This is a genomic window from [Clostridium] citroniae WAL-17108 (assembly GCF_000233455.1).
Classification (GTDB): Bacteria; Bacillota; Clostridia; order Lachnospirales; family Lachnospiraceae; genus Enterocloster; species Enterocloster citroniae.
Window position 1 is genome coordinate 93,288 of the sequence record NZ_JH376424.1, and the last position, 24,214, is coordinate 117,501.

General features: G+C 51.4%; 20 protein-coding genes. 19 read left to right on the forward strand and 1 reads right to left on the reverse strand.

The window, feature by feature from the left end; genetic code table 11:
- Nucleotide 1 precedes the first annotated feature (1 nt).
- From HMPREF9469_RS17620 to HMPREF9469_RS17660, 9 genes are all read left to right on the forward strand, one after another.
- A complete protein-coding gene (locus tag HMPREF9469_RS17620; RefSeq protein WP_007864365.1) occupies nt 2-664 on the forward strand; it encodes an HAD family hydrolase in 663 nt (220 codons plus the stop codon).
- Nucleotides 661-2,580, forward strand: coding sequence for a YgiQ family radical SAM protein (locus tag HMPREF9469_RS17625; protein ID WP_007864369.1), 1,920 nt, complete (start codon nt 661-663; stop codon nt 2,578-2,580). Before HMPREF9469_RS17620 ends, HMPREF9469_RS17625 begins: the two co-directional genes overlap by 4 nt.
- Nucleotides 2,581-2,584: 4 nt before the next feature.
- Nucleotides 2,585-3,370: an SDR family NAD(P)-dependent oxidoreductase gene (locus HMPREF9469_RS17630; RefSeq protein ID WP_007864372.1), complete on the forward strand. Its 786-nt coding sequence runs from the start codon at nt 2,585-2,587 to the stop codon at nt 3,368-3,370.
- 14 nt (nt 3,371-3,384) lie between these two features.
- Complete coding sequence (locus tag HMPREF9469_RS17635) at nt 3,385-4,422, forward strand: RluA family pseudouridine synthase (RefSeq protein WP_007864375.1); 1,038 nt, start codon at nt 3,385-3,387, stop codon at nt 4,420-4,422.
- Between the two features lie 116 nt (nt 4,423-4,538).
- Complete coding sequence (gene trpS / locus HMPREF9469_RS17640) at nt 4,539-5,630, forward strand: tryptophan--tRNA ligase (RefSeq protein WP_007864377.1); 1,092 nt, start codon at nt 4,539-4,541, stop codon at nt 5,628-5,630.
- A 216-nt stretch (nt 5,631-5,846) separates the two neighbouring features.
- Complete coding sequence (locus tag HMPREF9469_RS17645; RefSeq protein WP_007864385.1) at nt 5,847-6,647, forward strand: MerR family transcriptional regulator; 801 nt, start codon at nt 5,847-5,849, stop codon at nt 6,645-6,647.
- 174 nt (nt 6,648-6,821) lie between these two features.
- Complete coding sequence (locus HMPREF9469_RS17650; RefSeq protein ID WP_007864388.1) at nt 6,822-8,156, forward strand: DUF6688 domain-containing protein; 1,335 nt, start codon at nt 6,822-6,824, stop codon at nt 8,154-8,156.
- Between the two features lie 138 nt (nt 8,157-8,294).
- Nucleotides 8,295-9,098 carry a glycoside hydrolase family 25 protein gene (locus tag HMPREF9469_RS17655; protein ID WP_048930547.1) on the forward strand — a complete coding sequence of 268 codons (804 nt, stop codon included), beginning with the start codon at nt 8,295-8,297 and terminating at the stop codon, nt 9,096-9,098.
- Between the two features lie 90 nt (nt 9,099-9,188).
- The gene (locus HMPREF9469_RS17660) at nt 9,189-9,722 is read left to right on the forward strand and encodes a Holliday junction resolvase RecU (RefSeq protein WP_007864394.1); all 534 of its coding nucleotides are present in this window, start codon (nt 9,189-9,191) and stop codon (nt 9,720-9,722) included.
- Nucleotides 9,723-9,757: 35 nt separating this feature from the next.
- Here the strand turns inward: HMPREF9469_RS17660 and HMPREF9469_RS17665 are convergent, their stop codons facing one another.
- Entirely contained in the window at nt 9,758-10,255 is a 498-nt protein-coding gene (locus tag HMPREF9469_RS17665) for a GNAT family N-acetyltransferase (RefSeq protein ID WP_007864397.1), read from the reverse strand.
- Between the two features lie 248 nt (nt 10,256-10,503).
- On the opposite strand from HMPREF9469_RS17665, the gene HMPREF9469_RS17670 reads away from it, so the two are divergent.
- The 10 genes from HMPREF9469_RS17670 (at nt 10,504) to HMPREF9469_RS17715 (ending at nt 24,212) form a co-directional block, all read left to right on the forward strand.
- Nucleotides 10,504-11,067 (forward strand): helix-turn-helix domain-containing protein, encoded by a 564-nt coding sequence (locus tag HMPREF9469_RS17670; protein WP_007864400.1) that lies wholly within the window; start codon nt 10,504-10,506, stop codon nt 11,065-11,067.
- Between the two features lie 111 nt (nt 11,068-11,178).
- Nucleotides 11,179-12,444, forward strand: a complete 1,266-nt coding sequence (gene hisZ / locus HMPREF9469_RS17675; protein WP_007864403.1) for an ATP phosphoribosyltransferase regulatory subunit — start codon at nt 11,179-11,181, stop codon at nt 12,442-12,444.
- 36 nt (nt 12,445-12,480) lie between these two features.
- Nucleotides 12,481-13,152, forward strand: coding sequence for an ATP phosphoribosyltransferase (gene hisG / locus HMPREF9469_RS17680; protein WP_007864406.1), 672 nt, complete (start codon nt 12,481-12,483; stop codon nt 13,150-13,152).
- The gene (gene hisD, locus HMPREF9469_RS17685) at nt 13,149-14,438 is read left to right on the forward strand and encodes a histidinol dehydrogenase (RefSeq protein WP_007864409.1); all 1,290 of its coding nucleotides are present in this window, start codon (nt 13,149-13,151) and stop codon (nt 14,436-14,438) included. The genes hisG and hisD overlap by 4 nt, the downstream gene beginning before the upstream one ends.
- 77 nt (nt 14,439-14,515) lie before the next feature.
- Nucleotides 14,516-15,103: an imidazoleglycerol-phosphate dehydratase HisB gene (hisB, locus tag HMPREF9469_RS17690; protein ID WP_007864412.1), complete on the forward strand. Its 588-nt coding sequence runs from the start codon at nt 14,516-14,518 to the stop codon at nt 15,101-15,103.
- A 99-nt stretch (nt 15,104-15,202) separates the two neighbouring features.
- Nucleotides 15,203-16,210: a hypothetical protein gene (locus HMPREF9469_RS17695; protein ID WP_416387687.1), complete on the forward strand. Its 1,008-nt coding sequence runs from the start codon at nt 15,203-15,205 to the stop codon at nt 16,208-16,210.
- Nucleotides 16,188-16,907: a 1-(5-phosphoribosyl)-5-[(5-phosphoribosylamino)methylideneamino]imidazole-4-carboxamide isomerase gene (gene hisA / locus HMPREF9469_RS17700; protein ID WP_007864434.1), complete on the forward strand. Its 720-nt coding sequence runs from the start codon at nt 16,188-16,190 to the stop codon at nt 16,905-16,907. Before HMPREF9469_RS17695 ends, hisA begins: the two co-directional genes overlap by 23 nt.
- A gap of 11 nt (nt 16,908-16,918) precedes the next feature.
- On the forward strand, nt 16,919-18,232 hold the full coding sequence (gene hisIE, locus HMPREF9469_RS17705; protein WP_007864439.1) for a bifunctional phosphoribosyl-AMP cyclohydrolase/phosphoribosyl-ATP diphosphatase HisIE: 1,314 nt from the start codon (nt 16,919-16,921) through the stop codon (nt 18,230-18,232).
- Between the two features lie 194 nt (nt 18,233-18,426).
- On the forward strand, nt 18,427-20,628 hold the full coding sequence (locus HMPREF9469_RS17710) for an EAL domain-containing protein (protein WP_007864445.1): 2,202 nt from the start codon (nt 18,427-18,429) through the stop codon (nt 20,626-20,628).
- A complete protein-coding gene (locus HMPREF9469_RS17715) occupies nt 20,625-24,212 on the forward strand; it encodes a response regulator (RefSeq protein WP_040416751.1) in 3,588 nt (1,195 codons plus the stop codon). The genes HMPREF9469_RS17710 and HMPREF9469_RS17715 overlap by 4 nt, the downstream gene beginning before the upstream one ends.
- Nucleotides 24,213-24,214: the final 2 nt, after the last annotated feature.

Sequence of the window (24,214 nt, forward strand, 5' to 3'; positions counted from 1 at the left end):
AATGAAGTTAAACCAGAAAAAAGCAGTGATATTTGATCTGGACGGCACACTGGTGGATTCCATGTGGATGTGGAAAGCCATTGATGTGGAGTATCTTGCAAGATTCGATCTGGAGTGCCCGGAGGATCTGCAGAAGGAGATTGAGGGCATGAGCTTTTCCGAGACAGCGGCTTATTTTAAAAAGCGCTTCAGTCTGGAGGACTCCCTGGAACAGATCAAGGAAGCGTGGGTACAGATGTCCATTGAAAAATACAAGAATGAGGTGCCTTTAAAACCGGGGGCAAGGGCATTCTTAGATTATATAAGCATGAATGGGATCGTGGCCGGCATTGCCACCAGCAATGGCAGGGCCATGGTGGACGCGGTCTTGGATTCATTGGATATACGCAGGTATTTTAAGGTGGTGACCACGGCCTGCGAGGTGGCGGCAGGCAAACCGGCCCCGGATATCTATCTGAGTGTGGCGGACCGGCTCCATGTGAAGCCCTCAGACTGTGTGGTATTTGAGGATGTGCCTGCGGGAATCCAGGCGGGCAAGAACGCGGGAATGACCGTGTTTGCAGTGGAAGATGCATTTTCCCAGGATATGAGGGAAGAAAAACGGCAGCTGGCGGATTACTATATTAAGGATTATTACGAATTATTGGATGGAGCGGCAGGATGAAAAATGATTATTTACCTATGAACCGGCATGACATGAGCATCCGGGGATGGAAGCAATGTGATTTTGTGTATGTATCAGGTGACGCCTACGTGGATCACCCGTCCTTTGGCACAGCTATCATATCCAGGATGCTGGAAGCCCATGGATATAAGGTGGGGATCATTGCCCAGCCGGACTGGAAGGATAAAAAGAGCATTGAGATACTGGGACGTCCCAGACTGGGATTCCTGGTATCGGCAGGGAACATGGATTCCATGGTGAACCATTATTCCGTGTCCAAGAAGCGCAGGAAAGAGGATTCCTATACCCCGGGCGGCATTATGGGAAAGAGGCCGGACTATGCGGTGGTGGTTTACTGTAACCTGATCCGGTCCGTGTACAAGGATGCGCCGATCATCATTGGAGGGATTGAAGCCAGCCTGCGCCGCCTGGCCCATTATGATTACTGGTCGGGCAAACTGAAACGCTCCGTGCTTCTGGATTCCCAGGCGGACATCATTTCCTACGGAATGGGGGAGCGCTCCATTGTGGAGATCGCAGATGCCCTGGACAGCGGGATCGATGTAAAAGATATCACCTTTATTGACGGCACGGTCTATAAGACAAAGAGCCTGGAGTCAGTGTACGACTATAAACTGCTGCCGGATTACACCCAGCTGTTATTGGATAAAAAGGAATATGCCAAAAGCTTTTATGTGCAGTACAGCAATACGGACCCATTTTCCGGAAAACGTCTGGTGGAACCATATGAGGGAAAGGTGTATGTGGTCCAGAATCCGCCGGCCAAGCCATTGAGCCGGGAAGAGATGGATGATGTCTACAATCTTCCCTATATGAGGAATTATCATCCATCCTATGAGGAGCTGGGAGGCGTGCCCGCTATACGGGAGATCAAATTCAGCCTGATCAGCAACAGGGGCTGCTTTGGCGCCTGCAGCTTCTGCGCCCTGACCTTTCACCAGGGAAGGATCATCCAGGCCAGAAGCCATGAATCCCTTCTGGATGAGGCAAAGCTTCTCATAGAGGAGCCTGATTTTAAAGGGTATATCCATGATGTGGGCGGCCCCACTGCGGATTTCCGTTTTCCGGCCTGTGACAAGCAGATGACGGCAGGCGCATGCCCCAACCGGCAGTGCCTGTTCCCGGAGCCCTGTAAAAACCTGAAAGCGGACCACACGGATTATATTTCCCTTCTCAGGAAGCTGCGGGCCCTGCCAAAGGTGAAAAAGGTGTTTATCCGCTCCGGCATCCGGTTTGACTATGTGCTGGCTGATCCCAGCAGGAAGTTCCTCCGGGAACTCTGTGAGTTCCATGTCAGCGGCCAGTTAAAAGTGGCGCCTGAACATGTGGCAGACAGGGTGCTTAAGATGATGGGAAAGCCAAAGAATGATGTGTACCGGCAGTTTGCACGGGAATACAAGGAGATGAACGGAAGGCTGGGCAAGGAGCAGTACCTGGTTCCCTATCTCATGTCATCCCATCCCGGTTCTTCCATGAAGGAGGCGGTGCAGCTGGCAGAGTATCTCAGGGATTTGGGTTACATGCCGGAACAGGTGCAGGATTTTTATCCCACGCCCTCCACCATTTCCACCTGCATGTATTATACGGGCTACGACTGCAGGACCATGGAGCCGGTATATGTGCCGGTGAATCCCCATGAAAAGGCCATGCAGCGCGCACTGATCCAGTACCGCAATCCCAAGAATTACGACCTGGTGGCGGAAGCACTGCGCAGCGCGGGAAGGACAGACCTGATCGGGTTTGACAAAAAATGCCTAATAAGGCCAAGGAACGCACAGCCCCTAAGGGACAGAAACGGACAACCTGTTAAAGCCTCTGCCGGTCAGGGGAGCCGTCAGGGCGTGAAACGGCCAAAGAAAGCCATTCGTAACGTTCATAAAAAGAAAGGATCCTGATAAAATGAAAATTGCTGTAATAACCGGAGCATCCTCCGGAATGGGCAGGGAAATGATTATTCAGCTATGGGAGCATTTCAACGGGTTTGATGAGATCTGGATCATTGCCAGGAGAATGGAGCGCCTGGAGGAATTGGACCGTCAGGTGGGAGCGCCTTTGCGCAAATTTGCCCTGGACCTTACAAAGGATAGGGACCTGGGCATACTGGAACGCACCCTTGAGGAGAAAATGCCCCAGGTGAAATTCCTGGTAAATGCCGCCGGGTTTGGAAAGATCGGCGCGGTGGATGAATTGAGCCTCACAGACGAACGTGATATGGTGCGCCTGAATTGTGAGGCCCTGTGCGCGGTGACGCGGATGGTCCTGCCCTATATGACCTGCAACAGCAGGATCATCCAGTTTGCGTCCTCGGCAGCTTTTCTTCCACAGCCCGGTTTTGCCATTTATGCGGCGACCAAATCCTTTGTGCTCAGCTACAGCAGGGCCCTGCACCAGGAACTGAAATCCAGGAATATCTATGTGACGGCAGTATGCCCCGGCCCGGTAAAGACCGAATTCTTTGATATCGCTGAGACGACAGGCGAGATACCTCTGTACAAGCGCCTGGTCATGGCTAATCCCAGACGGGTGGTGGCCAAGGCGATCCGGGACAGCGTGGCGGGGAGGGACATTTCCGTATATGGATTGACCATGAAGGCATTTGATCTGCTTTGCAAGGTCTTTCCCCACCGGTTTATCCTGATGCTGATGGATGTGATCAATTCCAAAGTAAAGGACTGCAAAAGATAAAGGAGACATCACATATGCAGACACTGACAGTGACACCCAATGAAGCCGGACAGCGCATGGATAAGCTTCTTGCTAAATACCTGGATCAGGCCGGAAAAGGTTTTCTCTATAAAATGATGCGCAAAAAGAACATTACTTTAAACGGAAAGAAATGTGACGGCTCCGAACATCTGGCAGAGGGGGATGAGATACAGCTGTTCCTCTCGGATGAGACCATAAGCAAGTTTCAGGGCTCGGCCCTGTCCGGTCCTTTGTTTGGAACCCCGGGCCGAGCCTTACCGGATACTAAAAAAAACAGTTCCGGGAACCTGGATATTGTCTATGAAGACAGCCATATCCTGGTGGTGAACAAGCCTTCGGGTATGCTTTCCCAAAAGGCAAAGGAAGGGGATATGTCCCTGAATGAATATATCCTGAATTACCTGATCGATTCAGGGGGTCTGCCCATAAGCCAGCTGCGGACCTTTAAGCCTTCCATCTGCAACCGCCTGGACCGCAATACCAGCGGCCTGGTGGTGGCGGGAAAATCCCTGGCAGGGCTTCAGATCATGAATGAGGTGTTTAAGGACAGGAGCATACACAAATATTACCAGTGCCTTGTGTCCGGAAAGGTGGAGGGCAAGCAGCTGATCGCCGGGTTCCTGAAAAAGAATGAGGAGACCAATACCGTATCCATCTACCCTCTGGAGGTGGAGGACAGTGTGCCGATCATGACGGAGTATCTTCCCCTGGCCGGAAACGACAGGTTTACCCTGTTGAGGGTGACATTGATCACCGGGCGCAGCCATCAGATACGCGCCCATCTGTCATCAATGGGACATCCTATTGCAGGTGACTACAAGTATGGAAGCAGACAGGTAAATGATGACATGAAAAAGAAATACAAAGTCCGGTCCCAGCTGCTTCACTCCTGGAGGCTGGAACTTCCAAAGGAACTTCCGGCGCCACTTGACTATCTTGGGGGAAGGGAATTCATCGCACCTCTTCCCGGTCAGTTTGCCAGGGTTTTAAAGGGGGAAGGGATTGCCGTCACACCAACAGGGAAGCTTTAAAAAGGCAGAAAAAGGATCATTTGGTGATTCTTGACAGGAGCTCCTGTTCGGGTTATGATAATACAAGCGACAAAATGTGTGCGTACCAAAAAGAATGGAATGAGAGGATTTTTGGAATGGGAAAAATTATACTTACAGGCGACCGCCCCACAGGACGGCTTCACGTAGGACATTATGTGGGTTCACTGAAGCGCAGGGTGGAGCTTCAGAACTCGGGAGAGTTTGATGAGATTTATATTATGATAGCCGATGCGCAGGCTTTGACAGATAATGCGGACAACCCTGAAAAGGTGCGTCAGAACATCATAGAAGTGGCCCTGGATTATCTGGCATGCGGGCTGGACCCGTCCAAGTCCGTGCTGTTTATCCAGTCCCAGATACCGGAATTGTGTGAGATGACCTTCTATTACATGGATCTGGTGACCGTATCCCGCCTTCAGCGCAATCCCACGGTTAAGTCTGAGATCCAGATGCGTAATTTTGAGGCCAGCATCCCGGTGGGATTTTTCACCTATCCCATCAGCCAGGCAGCCGACATCACTGCCTTCAAGGCAACTACGGTTCCGGTGGGCGAGGACCAGGCTCCAATGATTGAGCAGACCAGGGAGATCGTGCACAAGTTTAATACTGTTTACGGAGGTAATCTGGTGGAGCCGGATATCCTGCTTCCTGACAACAAGGCATGTCTGCGCCTTCCGGGCACTGACGGCAAGGCCAAGATGAGCAAATCCCTGGGCAACTGCATTTACCTGGCTGATTCCGAGGCGGATGTGAAGAAGAAGATCATGTCCATGTTCACCGACCCCAACCATCTGCGCGTGGAGGATTCGGGCCAGGTGGAAGGAAATCCTGTGTTTGTTTACCTGGATGCGTTCTGCCGCGATGAGCATTTCGCAGAGTATCTTCCGGATTACAAGAACCTGGATGAGCTGAAGGCCCATTATATGAGAGGCGGTCTTGGGGATGTAAAGGTCAAGAAGTTTTTAAACAACGTGCTTCAGGACGAGCTGCGCCCCATCCGTGAACGCCGTAAGGAGTTTGCAAAGGATATTCCTGCCGTATACCGTATCCTGGAAGAGGGGAGCAGGAAAGCCCAGGCAAAGGCAGCCGGGACACTGGCGGAGATGAAGAGGGCCATGAAGATCAACTATTTTGAGGATAAGGACCTGATCGCAGAGCAGGCTCTCAGATTCCAGTCCGAGGAATAAGCGTAAAAACAACAGAAATCATTAGGATTTTCGCGGAAAGCGGAAGTCCTTTTTCTGTTATGTGGTATAATATTGCGGTGTTCTGCTTTGACAAGGGTGCATTCTGAAGCTGACGTTTATGGATTAAAAAAACCTCTTGACCCTGCCCTTAGGGATGGGATTATACTTGGTTCAGATCCGGATCAGATGAATAAAAACAGATGGAGGAACAGGGAAATGCTGACCATAGGACAGATGTCAAAGATATGCGGGGTAAGTGTAAAAACGCTGCGCCATTATGAAAAGATCGGTCTTTTAAGGCCAAGGAAAACAGATGAGGCCAATGGATACCGGTATTATGAGGACAGTCAGATCAGTACCATGCTTTTGATCGGACGGCTGAAGCGGTACGGATTTTCCCTTACCGACATTCAGGGCTTGCTGGACACAAAGGATGCCGGGAGTCTTTTGGGGCAGCTGAGGAAACAGAAATTCCGGCTGGAGCAGCAGATGAACTATCTTTCCGTTACGGTCAGGGAAATGGGAATCCATCTGGAAGAGTTTGAAAGGACAGGTGACATTATGAGCTATCAGAATAACTATGAAATCCAGGTCAAAGAAACAGAGGAACAGGTGCTGGTAACCAGCAGGCAGAAGATGTCGGTGGAGGAATTCGGAAACTATTACGGGAAACTGTATGAAAAGATCGCCAGGGAACATCTCACCGCCAACGGCATAACAATGGCAATCTACCATGACCAGGAGTTTGATCCGGCCTACAGCGATATAGAGCTTGCCGTGGGTATCACGGAAAGGGATAAGGCGGACTGCATCATGCCAAAGCGTTTCTGTGCCGCCACCGTTCACAAAGGAGCATATTCAGGGCTTCCCGATGCTTACGGCGCCATTGTATCATGGATCAACGCCAACGGATACCGGCCGGATGGAATGCCCTACGAGATCTATGTCAAAAATCATTTCCATAACCTGCCGCCTGAGGAGTGGGAGACGGAGATATTCTTTCCTGTTAAGAAGTGATCATAAGTATATCCAGAGGAGCCGGCTTCCAAACGGAAGCCGGCTCCTGGTTTATAGCAGATCGTTTGTGTGCAATATTTTCAATTTTCTGAATATATCCTTAATTTGCCAGATCTTCCATTGACTTGAAACCTGGGTCACAATATACTGAAGCCATATGAGGAGGATTTTGGTATGAAACGTTTATTGGTTTTTGTGAAAATGCATACCCTGTTAAGCATTGTCCTGGCTCCTGTGGTGGTGCTTCTCATCATGATGGTACTGGGATGCCCATTACTGTTTATAAGAGGGCCGTTTGGGCCCAACCGGCTGACGGAAGGATATATGGCGTTGTTTATGGTTCTGATCCTGCTGGTTTCCTTAGTCTATCCCCTGCTGTTAACCGTGTGCAATCTATATTTTATGGTCAAAAAGACTCTGAGTCCCTTTCAGCGGTCCATCAGTGCATTGACGGAAATTGCCACCATATTGGCCGGTTTTCTGCTAAGCTGGCTGTATATCTCGGAAGTTACGGAGATCGTATTTGCGGACTGGCCTGAGGTGCTGTACAATGGCCAGTTCCATACACCCATTGCCACCTGGACATTTCCAACCATAGCAGTGCTGTCCGGAGTGGGGATCCTTGGATATATGATCCTTCGCATGATCCCGTTAAAGGAACTGCCTCCCCTTGTGACCGTACTTTCCATGTCAGCCATGTACATCGGATGCCTGATGTGTGTGATGTGGACCATACAGACCTGCGTGGCGGGCAGGGGAGGGATCTACCTGTACCTGTTTCCTGTAAACTGTGTCCTCATTGCCGTAAAAGTGATCCGGCGTTTGCTGCTGCAGTGGCAGGAACTGAATCCGGGCCGTACGGAGGGGAAAGGAGAGAAGGGAAAAGGGGAAGAGATGGCAGGAAAGCCGAATAATGGAACGGCAGGAAGTCCGGAAGTCGCGGGACGCTTTGAGGCCGTGCTGCAGAATTCCGGAAACTGGCCATGGCTGGCCCTGCTTTTTATGCTGCCCCTGCTGGGGATCCTGATCATGCTCCTCACTTTATTCGGACAAAAGCCGGACAGCGTCATTCAGGCGTGGACACAGACCAGCCAGTGGAATCTGTCCCAGAAGGTCTCCCCTCCCAATGTGATGTATGACGAACACTATCTGTGCACGGTGGCGGCAGGAGGCCATCCAAAGGTGGTCCATCCCGTCCGCATGGGCGTCCGTCATGGCCATCGTGTTATTGTCAACAGACAGCTCTGTATTGCAAATGCCTTTGAGCAGATCATAATGGAACGTGCGCCCGGGTTCCACGGCGCGGTCCGGCATGTCTATGACAGATACGGATTTCCCCTGGCCCGCCATATCAGGACATCCTTTGGAGCTGACTGTGTTTATATACTTATGAAGCCGCTGGAGTGGCTGTTCCTGGCCGTCATCTATTTGTGTGACGTCCATCCGGAAAACAGGATCGCCATGCAGTATATCACTCCTATTGGGCAGGATTGGCCGGATGCGGGGTGACTCGTATTACAGGGGCAGGCAGTGTGTCGGCTGTGTCAATGGAAGAGGCCCATGACGGAGAATACCCATTAAGACGGTATGTAAGGATCGTGGATGTAAAAGGGCAGTAGGGGGAGAGATCGTATGGGGAGAGACAGGATGGAACAAAAGAATGGCAGCCATAGCACATGGGCAGGGAAAGGGGCCGGATACCTGCGGTCTATTCTCTGCGTGGCAGTGGTCCTGTCGGTGTGCGGCGGTATTTTTTATTATGGGGTGATGAACGGATGGTTTCTCCTCAACCGCCCCGGGGCCGGAACTTATTCGGTACGCGGAGTTGATGTGTCCCACTACCAGGGGGATATTGACTGGTCCGTGCTCAGCGCCCAGGACATTTCCTTTGCGTATATAAAGGCCACGGAGGGGAGCCGCCATAGGGATCCGCGCTTTGAGGAAAACTGGGAGGAGTCGGCCGGGACAGGTCTGTATACAGGCGCTTACCATTTTTTCAGTTTTGACAGCCCGGCAGAGAGTCAGGCACAGAATTTTATCCAGACCGTGGGAAAGCGGGAAGGAATGCTTCCGCCTGTGGTGGATTTTGAGTTTTACGGGGATAAGAGATCCAATCCTCCCCCTGTCAGCCAGGCGGCAGAACAGTTGGAACTCATGCTGGAGATGTTGGGGGAGCATTATGGAGTGACTCCGGTCATCTACGCTACGGAGGAAACCTATGAAATGTACCTGGAAGGCGGATTTGAAGCGTATCCCCTCTGGATCCGCAATGTGGTCCGCAGACCTAAGACCGACAGAGAGTGGACGTTCTGGCAGTACGCAAATAGGGGAAGGCTTAAGGGATATTCCGGTCAGGAGAAATTTATTGATCTGAACGTGTTTGCGGGAAGTAAAGAGCAGTGGGAACAGTTTGTGCAGACGGGTAAGCCTGTAACAAAGGCTGGGAGTTAAGGTGAAAGAAAACTATATGGTGCCGGACTTGTGAAAAAACAGATGTTCTGATATACTTGTTCCAGAAACAGACGGAAAGGAACATGCAGCATGGGAACATGGAATACAAGGGGATTGAGGGGGTCTACCCTGGAGGATCTGATCAATCATACCAATGACAGCTACAGGGAAAAGCATCTGGCGCTGATCCAGAAGATACCCACTCCCATTACCCCCATTGAGATAGACAAGGCGAGCAGGCACATTACCCTGGCGTACTTTGACCAAAAGAGTACGGTGGACTATATCGGCACCGTGCAGGGGATCCCGGTGTGTTTTGACGCCAAGGAATGCGCGGCAAAGACATTTCCCCTTCAGAACATACACCCCCACCAGATCCAGTTCATGAAGGAGTTTGAGGAACAGGGAGGGATTTCCTTCATCATCCTGTACTACACGGGAATGAATGAGATGTATTATCTTCCCTTTGACCAGGTGCTTGCTTTCTGGGAACGGATGGAGGCGGGAGGGCGAAAAAGCTTTACATATGATGAAGTGGACAAACAGTGGCGGATACGTACCTACAGGGATATGCTGGTGCACTATTTGGAGGAGATCCAAAAAGACCTGGACCGGAGAAACTGATGTTCCCGGACCGGGTCTTTGCCATGTTTAATGGATCAGATCAGCTTTTCAAAGGCGATCTTATCACTGTTGTCAAAGGTGACCACGCCGCAGTATTCATATCCGTTCTTTTCCAGCAGATGTCTCATGGCGCCATTGTCCTGGTCCGTGTCGATCTTGATGCTGTGGATTCCCCTGGACCTGCACAGCTCTTCCGCCCGGTGCAGCATAAGGGATCCCAGGCCCTTTCCCTTGTGTGAATTGCCAATGGCCAGCCTGTGGATGACACCGTAGGGCTGAATGCTTTTCCAGGTTCCTCTCAGGGTCTCATAACATTCTTCCTTGTCAAAGGAAATACATGCGTAACCTATGATACGGCCGTTCTCCGTTATGACATATCCGTTTCCTTTCATCACATCCCCGGCCACCGAATTCCTGTCGGGATATTCGTTCTGCCACTGGTCGATCCCCTGATCCTTCAGGTATTGACGCGCTTCCTGTATGATCTCCCAGCACCTATCGATCTCCGTACTTTGGGAACATCTGAATTCCATCTGTTTTTCCTCCTGTCCATTTGGTGTACGCTTGGAGTCTCACCTGCACCCATCTCTGCGGCTGACAGAAAATCATCTCGCAAATCTGAGTACCAGGAGATTTTGAACATACATTTTACATAATGATTGACCTGAATTGGAAATAAAAGTATACTATAATAAGACATACCGTCCAATATATTGGAATCTACTATATTGTACTATTAGTCCAACATAATGTCAAGCAAAAAGACTGTTTGGAGGAGTTTATGGATATTAATATTAATCTGGAAGTAGGCCGGAACATCAAGCGCCTGAGGGAGGAGAAAAAGCTGACCCTGGACGGGGCTGCCGGGGTTACCGGAGTGTCCAGAAGCATGCTGGCCCAAATTGAGAAGGGGGATGTAAATCCTACCATTTCCGTGCTTTGGAAAATTGCCAATGGCTATAAGGTTTCATTTTCCTCCCTCATTGAAACCAGTATGGAGGAGATGACCGTGGTGCGGGAACAGGACATCCTCCCCATCCGGGAAGACGGGGGAGGGTATGTGAATTATCCCATATTCCCCTTTGATGACAGGAAAATGTTTGAGACGTACAGGATCGTCATAGAGCCGGAGGGGAAGCTCTGTGCCCAGCCCCATCTGGCGGGAACGGAAGAATTTATCACAGTGTTCCGGGGAAATGTGGGGATTGAGGCCAATGGTCGGCGCTGGGAGCTGTCTGAGGGGGATTCCATACGGTTTAAGGCGGATGTGCCCCATGGCTACTGGAACATGGGAGATTCCCAGGCACAGCTGAGCATGATCATATTTTACGGAAGACAAAAATGAAATATTGACAATCACTCCATTATCCCCTATAATGGAACAATCACGTTACCGAATTAGCACTTTACCACATAGAAGTAAAAACACAATATCAATAAAAAAGGATGAATCATTATGGCAGGAAATAACCGTTTGATCCACACACCGGAGGGTGTGAGGGACAGCTACAATGCGGAATGCAGAAAGAAGCTGGCAGTACAGGATAAGATATTGAATACATTTTATCTCTATGGATATGAGCATATCCAGACCCCGAGTTTTGAATATTTTGACATATTCAGCAAGGACAGGGGAAGTGTTTCCGACCGTGAGATGTTTAAGTTTTTTGACCGGGACAACAGTACCCTGGTGCTGCGGCCGGATATGACTCCGGCAGTGGCAAGGTGTGTGGCCAAATATTTTATGGATGATACCATGCCCCTGCGGCTCTGTTATCTGGAACGGACCTTTAAGAACAACAGCAGCTACCAGGGACGGCTGAAAGAGCGGGCGGAGACCGGGGTGGAGCTGATCGGAGATGACTCCGCGGACGGAGATGCGGAGATGATCGCCATGGTCATAGACAGCCTGAAAGCGGCCGGATTAAAGGAGTTTCAGGTGGAGCTGGGCCAGGTGGCATTCTACAGAAGCCTTCTGGAGGAAGCCGGGTTAAACGGGGATGTGGAGGAGGAGCTGAATCAGCTCATTGAAAACAAGAACGATTTTGGGGTGGAGGAGCTGTTAAAGAACCAGGGGATCGACCCGGGATTAAAGCAGGTGTTCTTAAAACTCCCGGAATTGTTTGGCTCCCTGGAGCAGATCATGGAGGCAAAGAAACTGACAGCCAACCCATGCGCCCTGGCCGCCATTGAACGGCTAGAGCAGGTGCACCACATTCTGGAAAGCTATGGGCTGGCCGGTTATGTGACGTATGACCTGGGTATGCTCAGCAAATACCATTACTACACGGGGATCATTTTCAAAGCATATACATATGGGACAGGTGATTATATCGTCACAGGCGGGCGCTATGACAAACTGCTGGTGCAGTTTGGAAAGGATACTCCGGCCGTGGGATTTGTCATTGTGGTGGACCAGCTTATGGCAGCCCTGTCCAGACAGCAGATCGACACCCCGGTGACGCTGGTGAATACCGTGATCCTCTACGAGGCGTCCGCCAGGGACAATGCCATACGGTTGGGCAGGTACTTTAAGGACAAGGGTCTGGCTGTCCAGTCCATGAAGCGGCGCCCGGACAAGGAGATCGAGGATTATAAGGCCATGGCAGCACAGCGGCATATGAGAAACCTCCTGTATTTAAAGGGGGAGGGCCTGGTGGTCACGGCCATGGACATGGTGAACCACAGCGCGGATGAGATTCCTGTTTCCGCGTATGAGTGACACGGGATTGATGAATGTAAGGACTGGTGAGAACAGATGAGATATTTAACGGTAGCGTTAGCAAAAGGCAGACTGGCCAGGAAGGCCATGGAATTATTTGAGGAGATCGGCATTTCCTGTGATGAGATGAAGGATAAGGATTCCAGGAAGCTGATATTTGTAAATGAAGAGCTGGGGATCCGGTTTTTCCTGGCCAAGGCCAGTGACGTGCCCACCTATGTGGAGTACGGAGCCGCCGATATCGGCATTGTGGGAAAGGACACCATACTGGAGGAGGGCCGCAAGCTCTACGAGGTCATGGACCTGGGAGTGGGGAAATGCAGGATGTGCGTATGCGGTCCCGAGTCGGCCAGGGAGAGCCTGAAGCACCACGAGCTGATCCGGGTTGCCACCAAGTACCCTAATATAGCAAAGGATTATTTCTACAACCAGAAGTATCAGACCGTGGAGATCATCAAGCTGGGGGGCTCCATTGAACTGGCCCCCATTGTAGGGCTGTCCGAGGTGATCGTGGACATTGTGGAGACCGGCTCAACCCTGCGTGAAAACGGCCTGGCAGTGTTGGAGGAAGTGTGCAGCCTGTCCGCCCGCATGGTGGTGAACCAGGTGAGCATGAAGACGGAGAATGAGCGCATTACAAGGATAATCAAGGATTTCCAGGCCATACTGAAGGATTCATGCGCTCATAAGGAGGAGAAAGCAGAATGAGAATCATAACCTTAGATGATCGATCCATGGAAAATATCCTGGCGGATATGTTAAAAAGGGATCCCAACAATTATGACAGCTATACCCAAACCGTGGAAGCCATTGTTAATGATGTGAGAAACCGCAGGGACGAAGCCGTGTTTGAGTACACGGCAAAGTTTGACCATGCTTATCTGGACGCTTCCGGTATCCGGGTGACGGAGGCGGAGATACAGGAAGCCATGGAGCAGGTGGATGCAGGGCTGTTGGACGTGATGAAACAGTCCATGGAGAATATCCGCAGTTATCATGAAAAGCAGAAAAGGAACAGCTGGTTTGACGCAAAGCCTGACGGGACCATCCTGGGCCAGAAGGTGACCGCCCTGGAAAGCGTGGGCGTATATGTGCCTGGCGGAAAAGCCGCCTATCCGTCTTCCGTGCTGATGAACATCATTCCTGCGGAAGTGGCGGGAGTGAAACAGATCGTTATGGTGACACCTCCGGGTAAGGATGGAAAGGTGAACCCTGTGACCCTGACAGCCGCCCATCTGGCCGGTGCCACCCAGGTGTACAAGGTGGGAGGCGCCCAGGCAGTTGCAGCCCTGGCCTTCGGGACCCAGTCCATCCCAAGGGTGAATAAGATCGTTGGACCGGGCAATATCTTTGTTGCCCTGGCCAAAAAGGCGGTATACGGCCATGTGAGCATTGACAGCATTGCGGGACCCAGCGAGATCCTGGTGATCGCGGACGACAGCGCCAACCCGCGGTTTGTTGCAGCGGACCTATTAAGCCAGGCAGAACACGATGAACTGGCCAGCGCTATCCTGGTGACCACCAGCATGGATCTGGCCAAGAAGGTGTCCCTGGAGGTGGAGGGATTCTTAAAGGTGCTTCCCAGAAGTGAGATCATCAGCAAGTCCCTGGACAATTACGGATATATCCTGGTGGCGGAATCCATGGAAAAGGCAGTGGAGGCATCCAACAGTATTGCGCCGGAGCACCTGGAGATCGTGACCAGGAATCCGTTTGAGGTCATGACAAAGATTCAGAATGCAGGCGCCATCTTTATCGGTGAATACAGTTCCGAGCCGCTGGGGGATTATTTTGCAGGTCCCAACCACATCCTGCCCACCAATGGTACGGCCAAGTTCTTTTCACCCCTGGGAGTGGATGATTTTATCAAGAAATCCAGCATCATCTACTATTCCAGGGAAGCCCTGGAAAAAGCACATAAGGAGATTGAACTTTTTGCAGAGGCCGAACATCTGACGGCCCATGCCAACTCCGTACGGGTGCGTTTTGAGTGACCATACCCTCAGCGGACAAGGGGCGTGTGTCCCTCTTGTCCGCTGAGGGCAAATATCCTTAAGAGGAGACAGAAGACATGGATAGGATAGCTGAGATCGTAAGGAATACAAATGAGACAAAGATCCATATGACCCTGAACCTGGACGGAAGCGGAACAGGGGACATTCACACAGGGATCGGGTTTTTTGACCATATGTTAAACAGTTTTGCGCGGCACGGGTTCTTTGACCTGTCCGTGACCGTGGAGGGGGATCTGGAGGTGGACACCCACCACACCGTAGAGGATACCGGAATCGTGCTGGGCCAGGCCATCCGGCAGGCGGTGGGGGACAAAAAAGGAATTGTGCGCTACGGTTACCAGATCCTTCCCATGGATGAATCCCTGGTGCTGTGCGCCCTGGACCTGTGTAAAAGACCTTATCTGGTCTATGACCTGAACCTGGACAGGGAAAAGGTGGGGGACCTGGAGACAGAGATGGTGCGGGAATTTTTTTATGCGGTGTCCTATGCGGCTGAGATGAACCTGCATGTTAAGCAGCTGTCGGGGATGAACAACCACCATATCATTGAAGCGGCCTTTAAGGCTTTTGCAAAGGCCCTGGACGGGGCGGTTGCGGCGGAACCCAGACTGACAGGCGTGCTGTCCACCAAGGGCAGCTTGTAGGAGGGACCGGGCGTTTGCCCGTACCAGAGTACCGTTTGCTTACATATGAGTACCGTCCGCATGCATATGAGTACTGCTTGGATGGGCTTTGGGGGAGGGATGGAATTGGGAAAACAGGGAACGGGGATACCTTCCCTATCCAGGAAAATGAATCATCTGAGATACAGGGATATAAGACTTTTGGCCGGCGCAGTGCTCCTCATCCTGGGATTGTCTTCTGCCCTGGCCTGCCTTCTTTTGGATGGGGATCTAAGGGAGAGGTACAGGGAAGAGTTAAACCAGCCGGTACCCTTTCAATCTGACCAACCGGCGGGATACAGCTATGTAAAACTCCAGTACCTGACAGACAGCTTTGCGGAACATGTGAAGAAGGCGGATGACTATTATTTCGGCTTTGATTTTATGTTCCGCCCCTACATCATTTCCGTAAGGGGAGAACTTCCAAAAGAACTGATGGCCCTTATGGAGTATACATATGGGGACGCCGGGGCCAAGCAGCCCCCGGCCGTGGCCGTGTACGGATATGGGGAGCCTGTGGTGCCGGAACTTCTGGGATATGCCAGGGAATCCTACAGCCGGCTGTGGTCGGAATCACAGATTCCCATTACAATGGAGGACCTGTCGGAAATTGTGGGCGGATATTACCTGGACACGGTTCCAAGAACGTATTTGGAGCAGTATCCCCGTGCAATCCTGTTTTATGTATTGCCGTTTCTTATGGCCGCTGCCGGGGGCATTTACATGATCTTGTATTTCAGGCGTCTGGGCGCCCAGAGAAGGCGGCTTTCAGGAAGGGGCGGTGAACTTCTGGCAGCGGACCGGGAACTGGCCTGCACAGAGGAATATGCAAAGGGAGCAGGCATTTACCTGACGGAGCATTTTGTCATAACTGCGGCTTATGCATTTGATGTGATCCCTTACACCAGGATCAGCAGGGTGGAGAATACAGGAGGGCTTGTGATTATTGTCACAGAGGATGACCACGCCCATATTGCGGCCGGCGGCAGAAGGACTGGGCAATATTTGGAAAAGTTGAATCAGGATCTTAAGATCCGTTTAAAAGAAGAGGAAAGAGGAGATTCATATGCAGCTATATCCGGCAATTGACATGAAGGACGGACAGTGTGTACGCTTAAGGCAGGGCGGGTTTAAGGATATTACCGTGTATTCCGATGCGCCATGGAAGGTGGCCGCCTGGTGGCAGGCTCAGGGAGGCACCTTTTTGCATCTGGTGGACCTGGACGGAGCGCTGGCAGGGCACTCGGTCAATGCAAAGGCCATTCAGAAGATCGTGGACAGCGTAACCATCCCTATTGAAATCGGAGGAGGCATCCGTTCGGAGGAGGCGGTGCGCAGTATGCTGGACCTGGGGGTAAGGCGCGTGATCATTGGAACCAAGGCGGCTACCCATCCGGAATTCCTAAAGGACATGGTGGAAAAGTTCGGGGAGGATGCCATTGTGGCTGGCGTGGATGCCAGGGACGGCATGGTGGCGGTGGAGGGCTGGGAAAAGGTCAGCGCCGTAACCGCCCGGGATCTCTGCATAAAGATGAAGGAATTTGGAGTCCGGCATATTGTATATACGGATATATCCAGGGACGGTATGCTGTCAGGTCCCAATGTGGAGGCAACCAGGCAGCTGACAGAGGATACGGGACTTGACATCATAGCCTCCGGCGGGGTATCCTGTATGAAGGACCTTCAGGATCTGCATGAGGCAGGGATCAGGGGAGCCATTATTGGAAAAGCTCTTTACGAAAACAGAATCGACCTGAAGGAAGCAGTCAGACTCTACGAAAACTAGGAGATACTCAAATGACAGATTATAAGAAGCTGATATTGGGATTTGGCATAAAGGAAGGAAAGGCTTATTCCTGGAACGGACAGGCGGAATATGGGAAACCCCTTACGGACCTGGCAAGGACCGGCTGTGACAACGGGGCCGACCAGGTGCTGCTCTATGATCATTCTGAGAATGATGAGGATCACGAGGCGGTGATCGGTCTGATAAAGGAGACTGCCAGAACCGTGGATGAACCGATCCTGGCAGGAGGCCGTGTGAGAAGGCTGGAGGACGTAAAGAAGTATCTCTACGCCGGAGCCAGCGCCGTATTCCTGGATGTGAGCCGGGAGGACAATGTGGACATGATGAAGGAGGCTGCGGACCGTTTCGGCAGCGAGAAGATCTATGCATACCTTCCGGATATTACATATATTCCCCAGGCGGAGGAATATGCGCAGCTGGGCGCCTCGGTGATGATCCTTAAAACCTCGGCCCAGGTACCTTCCCTTCAGGAGTTGGGGGAGATTGGGGAGAGCGGGCATGAAGCCCTGATCTTCTGCGGAGGCCACCAGTCTGTCCAGGACATGGCGGGGGAACTTAAGATCCATTTTGGCTGCCCTCTGGTCAAGGGGGCCATCCTCACCCTGGAAGAGGAATCCATGGATACCTGCATGGAGATGAAGCAGATGCTCAAGGGAGCCGGTATTGAGACAGATACCTTTGAGAGCACGGTGGCGTGGAAGGATTTTAAGCTGAACAGCGATGGGCTGGTTCCTGTGATCGTGCAGGATCATAAAAGCTCGGAAGTGCTGATGATGGCGTATATGAACGAGGAATCCTATGAGGCCACCCTTGCCACGGGAAAGATGACATATTTCAGCAGAAGCCGGCAGAAACTGTGGCTGAAGGGAGAGACCAGCGGACATTTCCAGTATGTGAAATCCCTGAAGCTGGACTGTGACAATGACACGATCCTGGCCACGGTCAAGCAGATCGGCGGCGCCTGCCACACGGGAAGCAGGACCTGTTTCTTTACCACCCTGGCTGAAAAGGAATACAAGGAGACAAACCCCTTAAAGGTGTTTGAGGATGTGTACGGTGTGATCCTGGACCGGAAGGAACATCCGAAGGAGGGATCCTACACCAATTATCTCTTTGACAAAGGTATTGACAAGATCCTCAAAAAACTGGGGGAGGAGGCCACTGAGATCATCATAGCGGCCAAGAATCCCAACCCTGAGGAGATCAAGTATGAGATATCGGATTTTCTCTACCATATGATGGTGCTTATGGCTGACAGGGGAATCTCCTGGGAGGAGATAACGGAGGAGCTGGCTAACCGGTAGAATAAAAAACAGAATGGCTCCATCCATCTTTGAATCAGTGCCTGCCCGGAGTTTCCTTCCCGGGCAGGCACTTTTTACAGATAGACATTGTCCCTGATCGGAAACAAAAGGAATCATTGAGTTTTTCAGCCTGCTATGATAGAATAAATAGTATATTTGCCAGTATTTTCATCCTAAAGAAGAGGAGTAAAGCTATGTTTTCACGAAAGAAGATTTTGGTTGTGGAAGACAATATGCTCAATCGAAGCCTGTTGTGCCAGATTCTGTCCGAGGATTATGATGTTGTGGAGGCGGAAAACGGCCAGGAGGCCCTTGATATATTAAAACAGTACGGAGAAGGGATTTCCCTTATTTTATTGGATATTATCATGCCGGTTATGGATGGCTACACCTTTCTCTCAATCATGAAAGCAGATCCCGCTTATTCCTCCATTCCCGTTATTGTAACAACACAAAATGACGCCGAGTCGGATGAGGTTGCCGCTTTGTCCCATGGGGCAACGGATTTTGTGGCTAAACCTTATAAGCCTCAGATCATCCTGCACCGCGTGGCAGGTATTATCCGGCTGCGGGAAACAGCCGCCATGATCAACCTGATGCAGTATGACCGGCTGACCGGACTGTACAGCAAGGAGTTTTTCTATGAGCAGGTGAGAAACGTCCTGCTGCGAAACCCTGATACCCACTATGACATTGTTTGTTCCGATATTGAGAATTTCAAGCTGATTAACGATGTGTTTGGAGTGAAGACAGGCGACCGCCTGCTGTGCGGGATTGGAAAGGCATACGAGGAGAAGCTGGGCGGCAGGGGAATCTGCGGCCGCCTGAATTCAGACCAGTTTGCCTGCATGATAGAGCACAAATGGGAATATACCAACGATATGTTCATGGAAGCCAATATCCAGACCAATGAGCTGCTGGAGGTCCACAACATTGTAATGAAATGGGGCATCTACTATGTGGAGGACCGCATGGTTTCCGTGGAGCAGATGTGCGACAGGGCCCTTCTGGCTGCCAGGAGCATCAAAGGCCAGTACGGAAAGTTTTTTGCGATCTATGACGATACCCTGCGCAACCAGCTGCTGAGGGAACAGGCCATTACGGACAGCATGGAGACGGCCCTGGCCCGGAACCAATTCCTGGTCTATCTCCAGCCAAAGTACAGGATCAGGGATGAGAACCTTATAGGAGCGGAGGCGCTGGTCCGGTGGATCCACCCGGAGTGGGGCTTTTTATCCCCGGCAGAGTTTATCCCTCTGTTTGAGAAGAATGGTTTTATCACAAAACTGGACCAGTTTGTGTGGGATAAGGCCTGTGCTGCCATCCGTTCCTGGGATGACCGGGGATATTATCCCATATCCGTGTCTGTGAATGTTTCCAGGGCGGATATTTACAATGAGGACCTTGTGTCCACCCTGATCCAGATCGTTGAACGATACGGACTTTCCCCTTCCCGCCTTCATCTGGAGATCACAGAGAGCGCTTATACGGAAAACCCAAAGCAGATCATCGATACAGTGACCCTTTTGCGCGAACAGGGCTTTGTTATTGAGATGGATGATTTCGGAAGCGGATACTCCTCCCTGAATATGCTCAATGACATGCCCATCGATATCCTGAAGCTGGACATCAAATTTATCCATAACGAGATGGCCAAGCCCAAGAGCCAGGGAATCCTTCAGTTTATCATCAACCTGGCGCGCTGGATGGACCTGGGAGTGGTGGCGGAAGGCGTGGAGACCAAGGAACAGCTGCTCAGGCTCAGTGAGCTGGGATGTGATTTTGTACAGGGATATTACTTTGCAAGGCCCATGCCCTGCAAGGATTTTGAGGCCCTTCTGGCCGCTCATAAGGAAAGCGGGCTTCAGGTACCGGAGGAGGAGACTTGCTCCGGGGAGGAACTGCCCGTGCTGCTGGTGGCGGACGAGGACCCGGTTTATCGGGAGTCTGTGCAACAGGCATTCAAGGGGCATTACCAGGTGGTGGGGACCGCCACCTGTGATGATACCCTGGAATACATAAAGAACCACAGGGGGATAGCGGCAATTGTTTTAAGCATAACACTTCCGGATACAGATGGTTTTCAGGTGCTGAAAACCATCCAGCGGGACAAGGAATTGTGGAACCTTCCCATCATAACCACGGCCCTGTCCAACCCGGAACTGGAAAACATGGCATTGGAACTGGGGGCGGATGATTTTATATGCAAACCCCACCTGATGCAGAGCCTGTCCAAACGGATACAGCGCAGCGTATTGTTTTATGCATCTGCCGGCGTGGCGCTGACACAGCCCGGCACGCGGCTGCAGGAACAGTCAAAACGCAGGAAACCGGAAGCTTCTGAGAAAAATACAAACAAGGAGAGCTGCGGCTTGTGGAAAGAGGAAACAGTATGAGTAATCCGAACAGTGGGAATCAGACGATCCGGCAGTTCTGCCGCTGCTGGTTTGAACTGAGGGATGCGGGGCTGGCCGAGGAGTTCCTGGCAGATGACATACACTTTGTGGGAACCGGCGAACAGGAGTATGCGGATGGCAGGGAGGATATGGCCCGATACCTGAGGGAGGATATAAGGGAGATACCGGAACCCTTCCAGGTGGATTTTTCGGTTCTTAATGAGCAGCAGCTGGGGGAAAACGTATATGTAATGTCAGCAGCCTTCAGCCTGAAGAACTCCGTATATGCCTGGCATCTGCGCTGCTTTTTTGTGTTAAAACAGCAAAAGGGCCGGTGGCTGGTCTGTGATCTGAACTTTTCAGAACCCAGCAGCAGCCAGGGAAAAGGGGAACACTATCCCCAGACCCTGGTGATGGAAAATATTGCCAGACAGCGGCAGGAACTTCTTAACGAGGCATTTGCAGGCGGTATGCTGGGGTATTATGTGGGGGACGGGTTCCCCTTTTATTTCATTAACCGCAGGATGCTGGAATATCTGGGATACGGGGATGAGAAGGAATTTACGGACGCGATCCGCGGACAGTTTGCAAACTGTATCCATCCTGAGGACCGGGCCATGGTGGAGCAGCTGATGGCAGAGCAGCTGGACATAGGGGAAGAGTATGCGGTGGAATACAGGATGTGCAAAAAGGACGGATCCTATATCTGGGTCCATGATGTAGGGCATAAGACTGTTTCAGAGGACGACCGGCCTGCCATCACATCGGTATGCAGCGATATTACAGCCCAGAAGCAGGCACAGAAGGAGATACTCCACATCTATAATAATATTCCGGGAGCCGTATTCCGCTGCCGGTTTGATGCTGATTTTTCCGTCATTGATGCCAATGATGGATTGTTTGACTTTATAGGATACACCCGTCAGGAATTTGCAGCCATGGGAAACCGCATGTCTGCGGTCATCTGGCCGGAGGATCTGGCGGTGATGGAGGGAAAGCTGCGCTCCCAGCTGGAGCACGGGAATACCATCCGCAACGAAAACCGCCTGGTGTGCAAGGACGGCGGTGTAAAATGGATATCGATCAAAGCGCAGCTGTTCACCGGGGAAGACGGAGAACAGTATTTTTACTGTGTGTTTGTGGACATCACGGATGAGAAGCAGGTGCAGGAGCGGGTCAGGGAACTGTATGAGAATGAACTGACTTATTTTGCGGAGCTGTCCACAGAGGGGGGACTGATCCAGGGAAGGATCAATATTACCAGGAATAATTTGGAGAGTTATCTGTCCACAGCCGAGGCTTCCATTGCCAAGGTGGGGGATACTTATGAACAGACCATTGAGAATCTGTCGGCCTCCGCTGTGGATGCCAAGTACGGACAGGATATCCTGCGCGCCATGCGCAGAGAAAAGGTGCTGTCGGATTTTGCTTCGGGCAAAACAGATTATCATTTTGATTTCCTGCGCAGAGGCAGGGATGGCGGGGCCTTTTGGAGCAATACCAGCTTCAGGGTATGCCTGAATCCTGAAACAGGGGATATCATTGCATTTTTCTACACCTTTGATATCACTGAGAAAAAACTTCAGGAACAGCTCCTCTATAAGATTGCGGAGCTGGATTACGATATCATAACTGAGATCGATATCCATAAAGGCACACACCACCCCATATCCTTTTGCGGCAGCCAGAAGGCAACCGTGGCGAGGCAGGGATATTTCCAGGAGGAGATCCGCAATGTGGCCAGCCGGTATATGGACCAGGAGGCCGGGAACGAATACCTGGAAAAGATGGATTTCGGTTATATGCAAAGGCAGCTGGCTCTTCATGATATGTACAATTTTATTGTGGAGATGAGGGATGAACACGGAGTCCAGAGGATCAAGCGGTTTAAGGTGTTTTATATTAACCAGGACTTAGGGCGGGTTGGGGTAGTGCGCACAGATGTGACGGACGTGGTCCGCAAGGAGCAGCGGCAGAAGGAGGACCTGGCAGCGGCGCTGGTTGCCGCGGAACAGGCCAATGCAGCTAAATCTGATTTCCTGTCCAGGATGAGCCATGAGATAAGGACGCCTATGAACGCCATTATCGGCATGAGTACCATAGCGGCCAGGTCCATTGGGGATGATGAACAGGTGGAGGACTGCATCTCCAAGATCGGAATATCTTCCAGATTCCTGCTTTCCCTGATCAATGATATCCTGGATATGAGCCGGATCGAGAGCGGGAAAATGCTGTTAAAGAGCGAGAAGATCCCCACGGATGAATTCCTTAACGGCATCAATTCCATCTGCTATGCCCAGGCCGCTGCCAGGGGAGTGGACTATGAATGCATCCTGGACCCGGTGCTGGATGATTACTATATTGGCGATGCCATGAAGCTGCAGCAGGTGCTGATTAATATCCTGAGCAACGCCATTAAGTTTACCAATGAAGGCGGAAAGGTTACGCTGTCTGCCGCGCTGCACAGAAGAACGAAAAATGACGCTGTTTTGCGGTTCATTGTAAACGACACAGGAGTGGGTATGAGCGAGGAGTTCCTTCCCCATATCTTCGAGCCTTTTTCACAGGAATCCACAGGCACCACAGCGCCGTACGGAGGTACCGGGCTGGGGCTGGCTATCTCTAAAAACATTGTGGATATGATGGACGGAAAGATCACTGTGCGCTCCATCAAAGGAATCGGCACTGAGTTTACGGTGGATGTGAAACTGGGCATTACGGAGGAAGAAAAGCTGCGCCACAATAAAAAGAAGACCACCTATAACTTCTCCCATCTGAAAACCCTGGTGGTGGATGATGACGTGGCTGTGTGTGAGAGCGCCATTGTAACCCTGGAGGAGATGGGGGTCAAGGCGGAGTGGGTGGACAGCGGGCGCAAGGCGGTGAAACGTGTAAGTGATCTGTGGACCGATGGGAAATATTTTGACATGATTCTCATAGACTGGAAAATGCCGGAGATGGATGGGATTGAGACGGCACGCCGCATACGGGGTATTGTGGGACCGGATGTGACCATTATCATCATGACAGCTTATGACTGGGTCACCATTGAACACGAGGCAAAGCTGGCAGGAGTGAACCTGCTGATGAGCAAGCCCATGTTCAAGTCATCGCTGATATCAGCCTTTACCAGGGCCCTGGGGGAAAAGGAAGAACAGGACCGCCAGCCTGAGTCATCGGAGTACGACTTTACAGGCAAACGCGTGCTGCTGGCAGAGGACAATATGATCAACACGGAAGTGGCCGTGATGCTGCTGGAGGATAAGGGATTTAAGGTGGATACGGCTGAGAACGGATTGCGGGCCCTGGAGCTGTTCAGCAAGTCGCCGGAAGGGTATTATGATGCCATACTGATGGATATCAGAATGCCGCTGATGGATGGACTGACCACGGCCAGGAACATACGCCATCTGAGCAACGGGGATGCCGGGGAGATCCCCATTATTGCCATGACAGCCAATGCGTTTGATGATGATATAGAGAAGAGTAAGGCGGCGGGCATGGATGCCCATCTGGCAAAACCCATTGAGCCGGATCGGCTGTTCCAGACTCTGTACGACTTTATTTTTGGAAAGGAGGCATGACA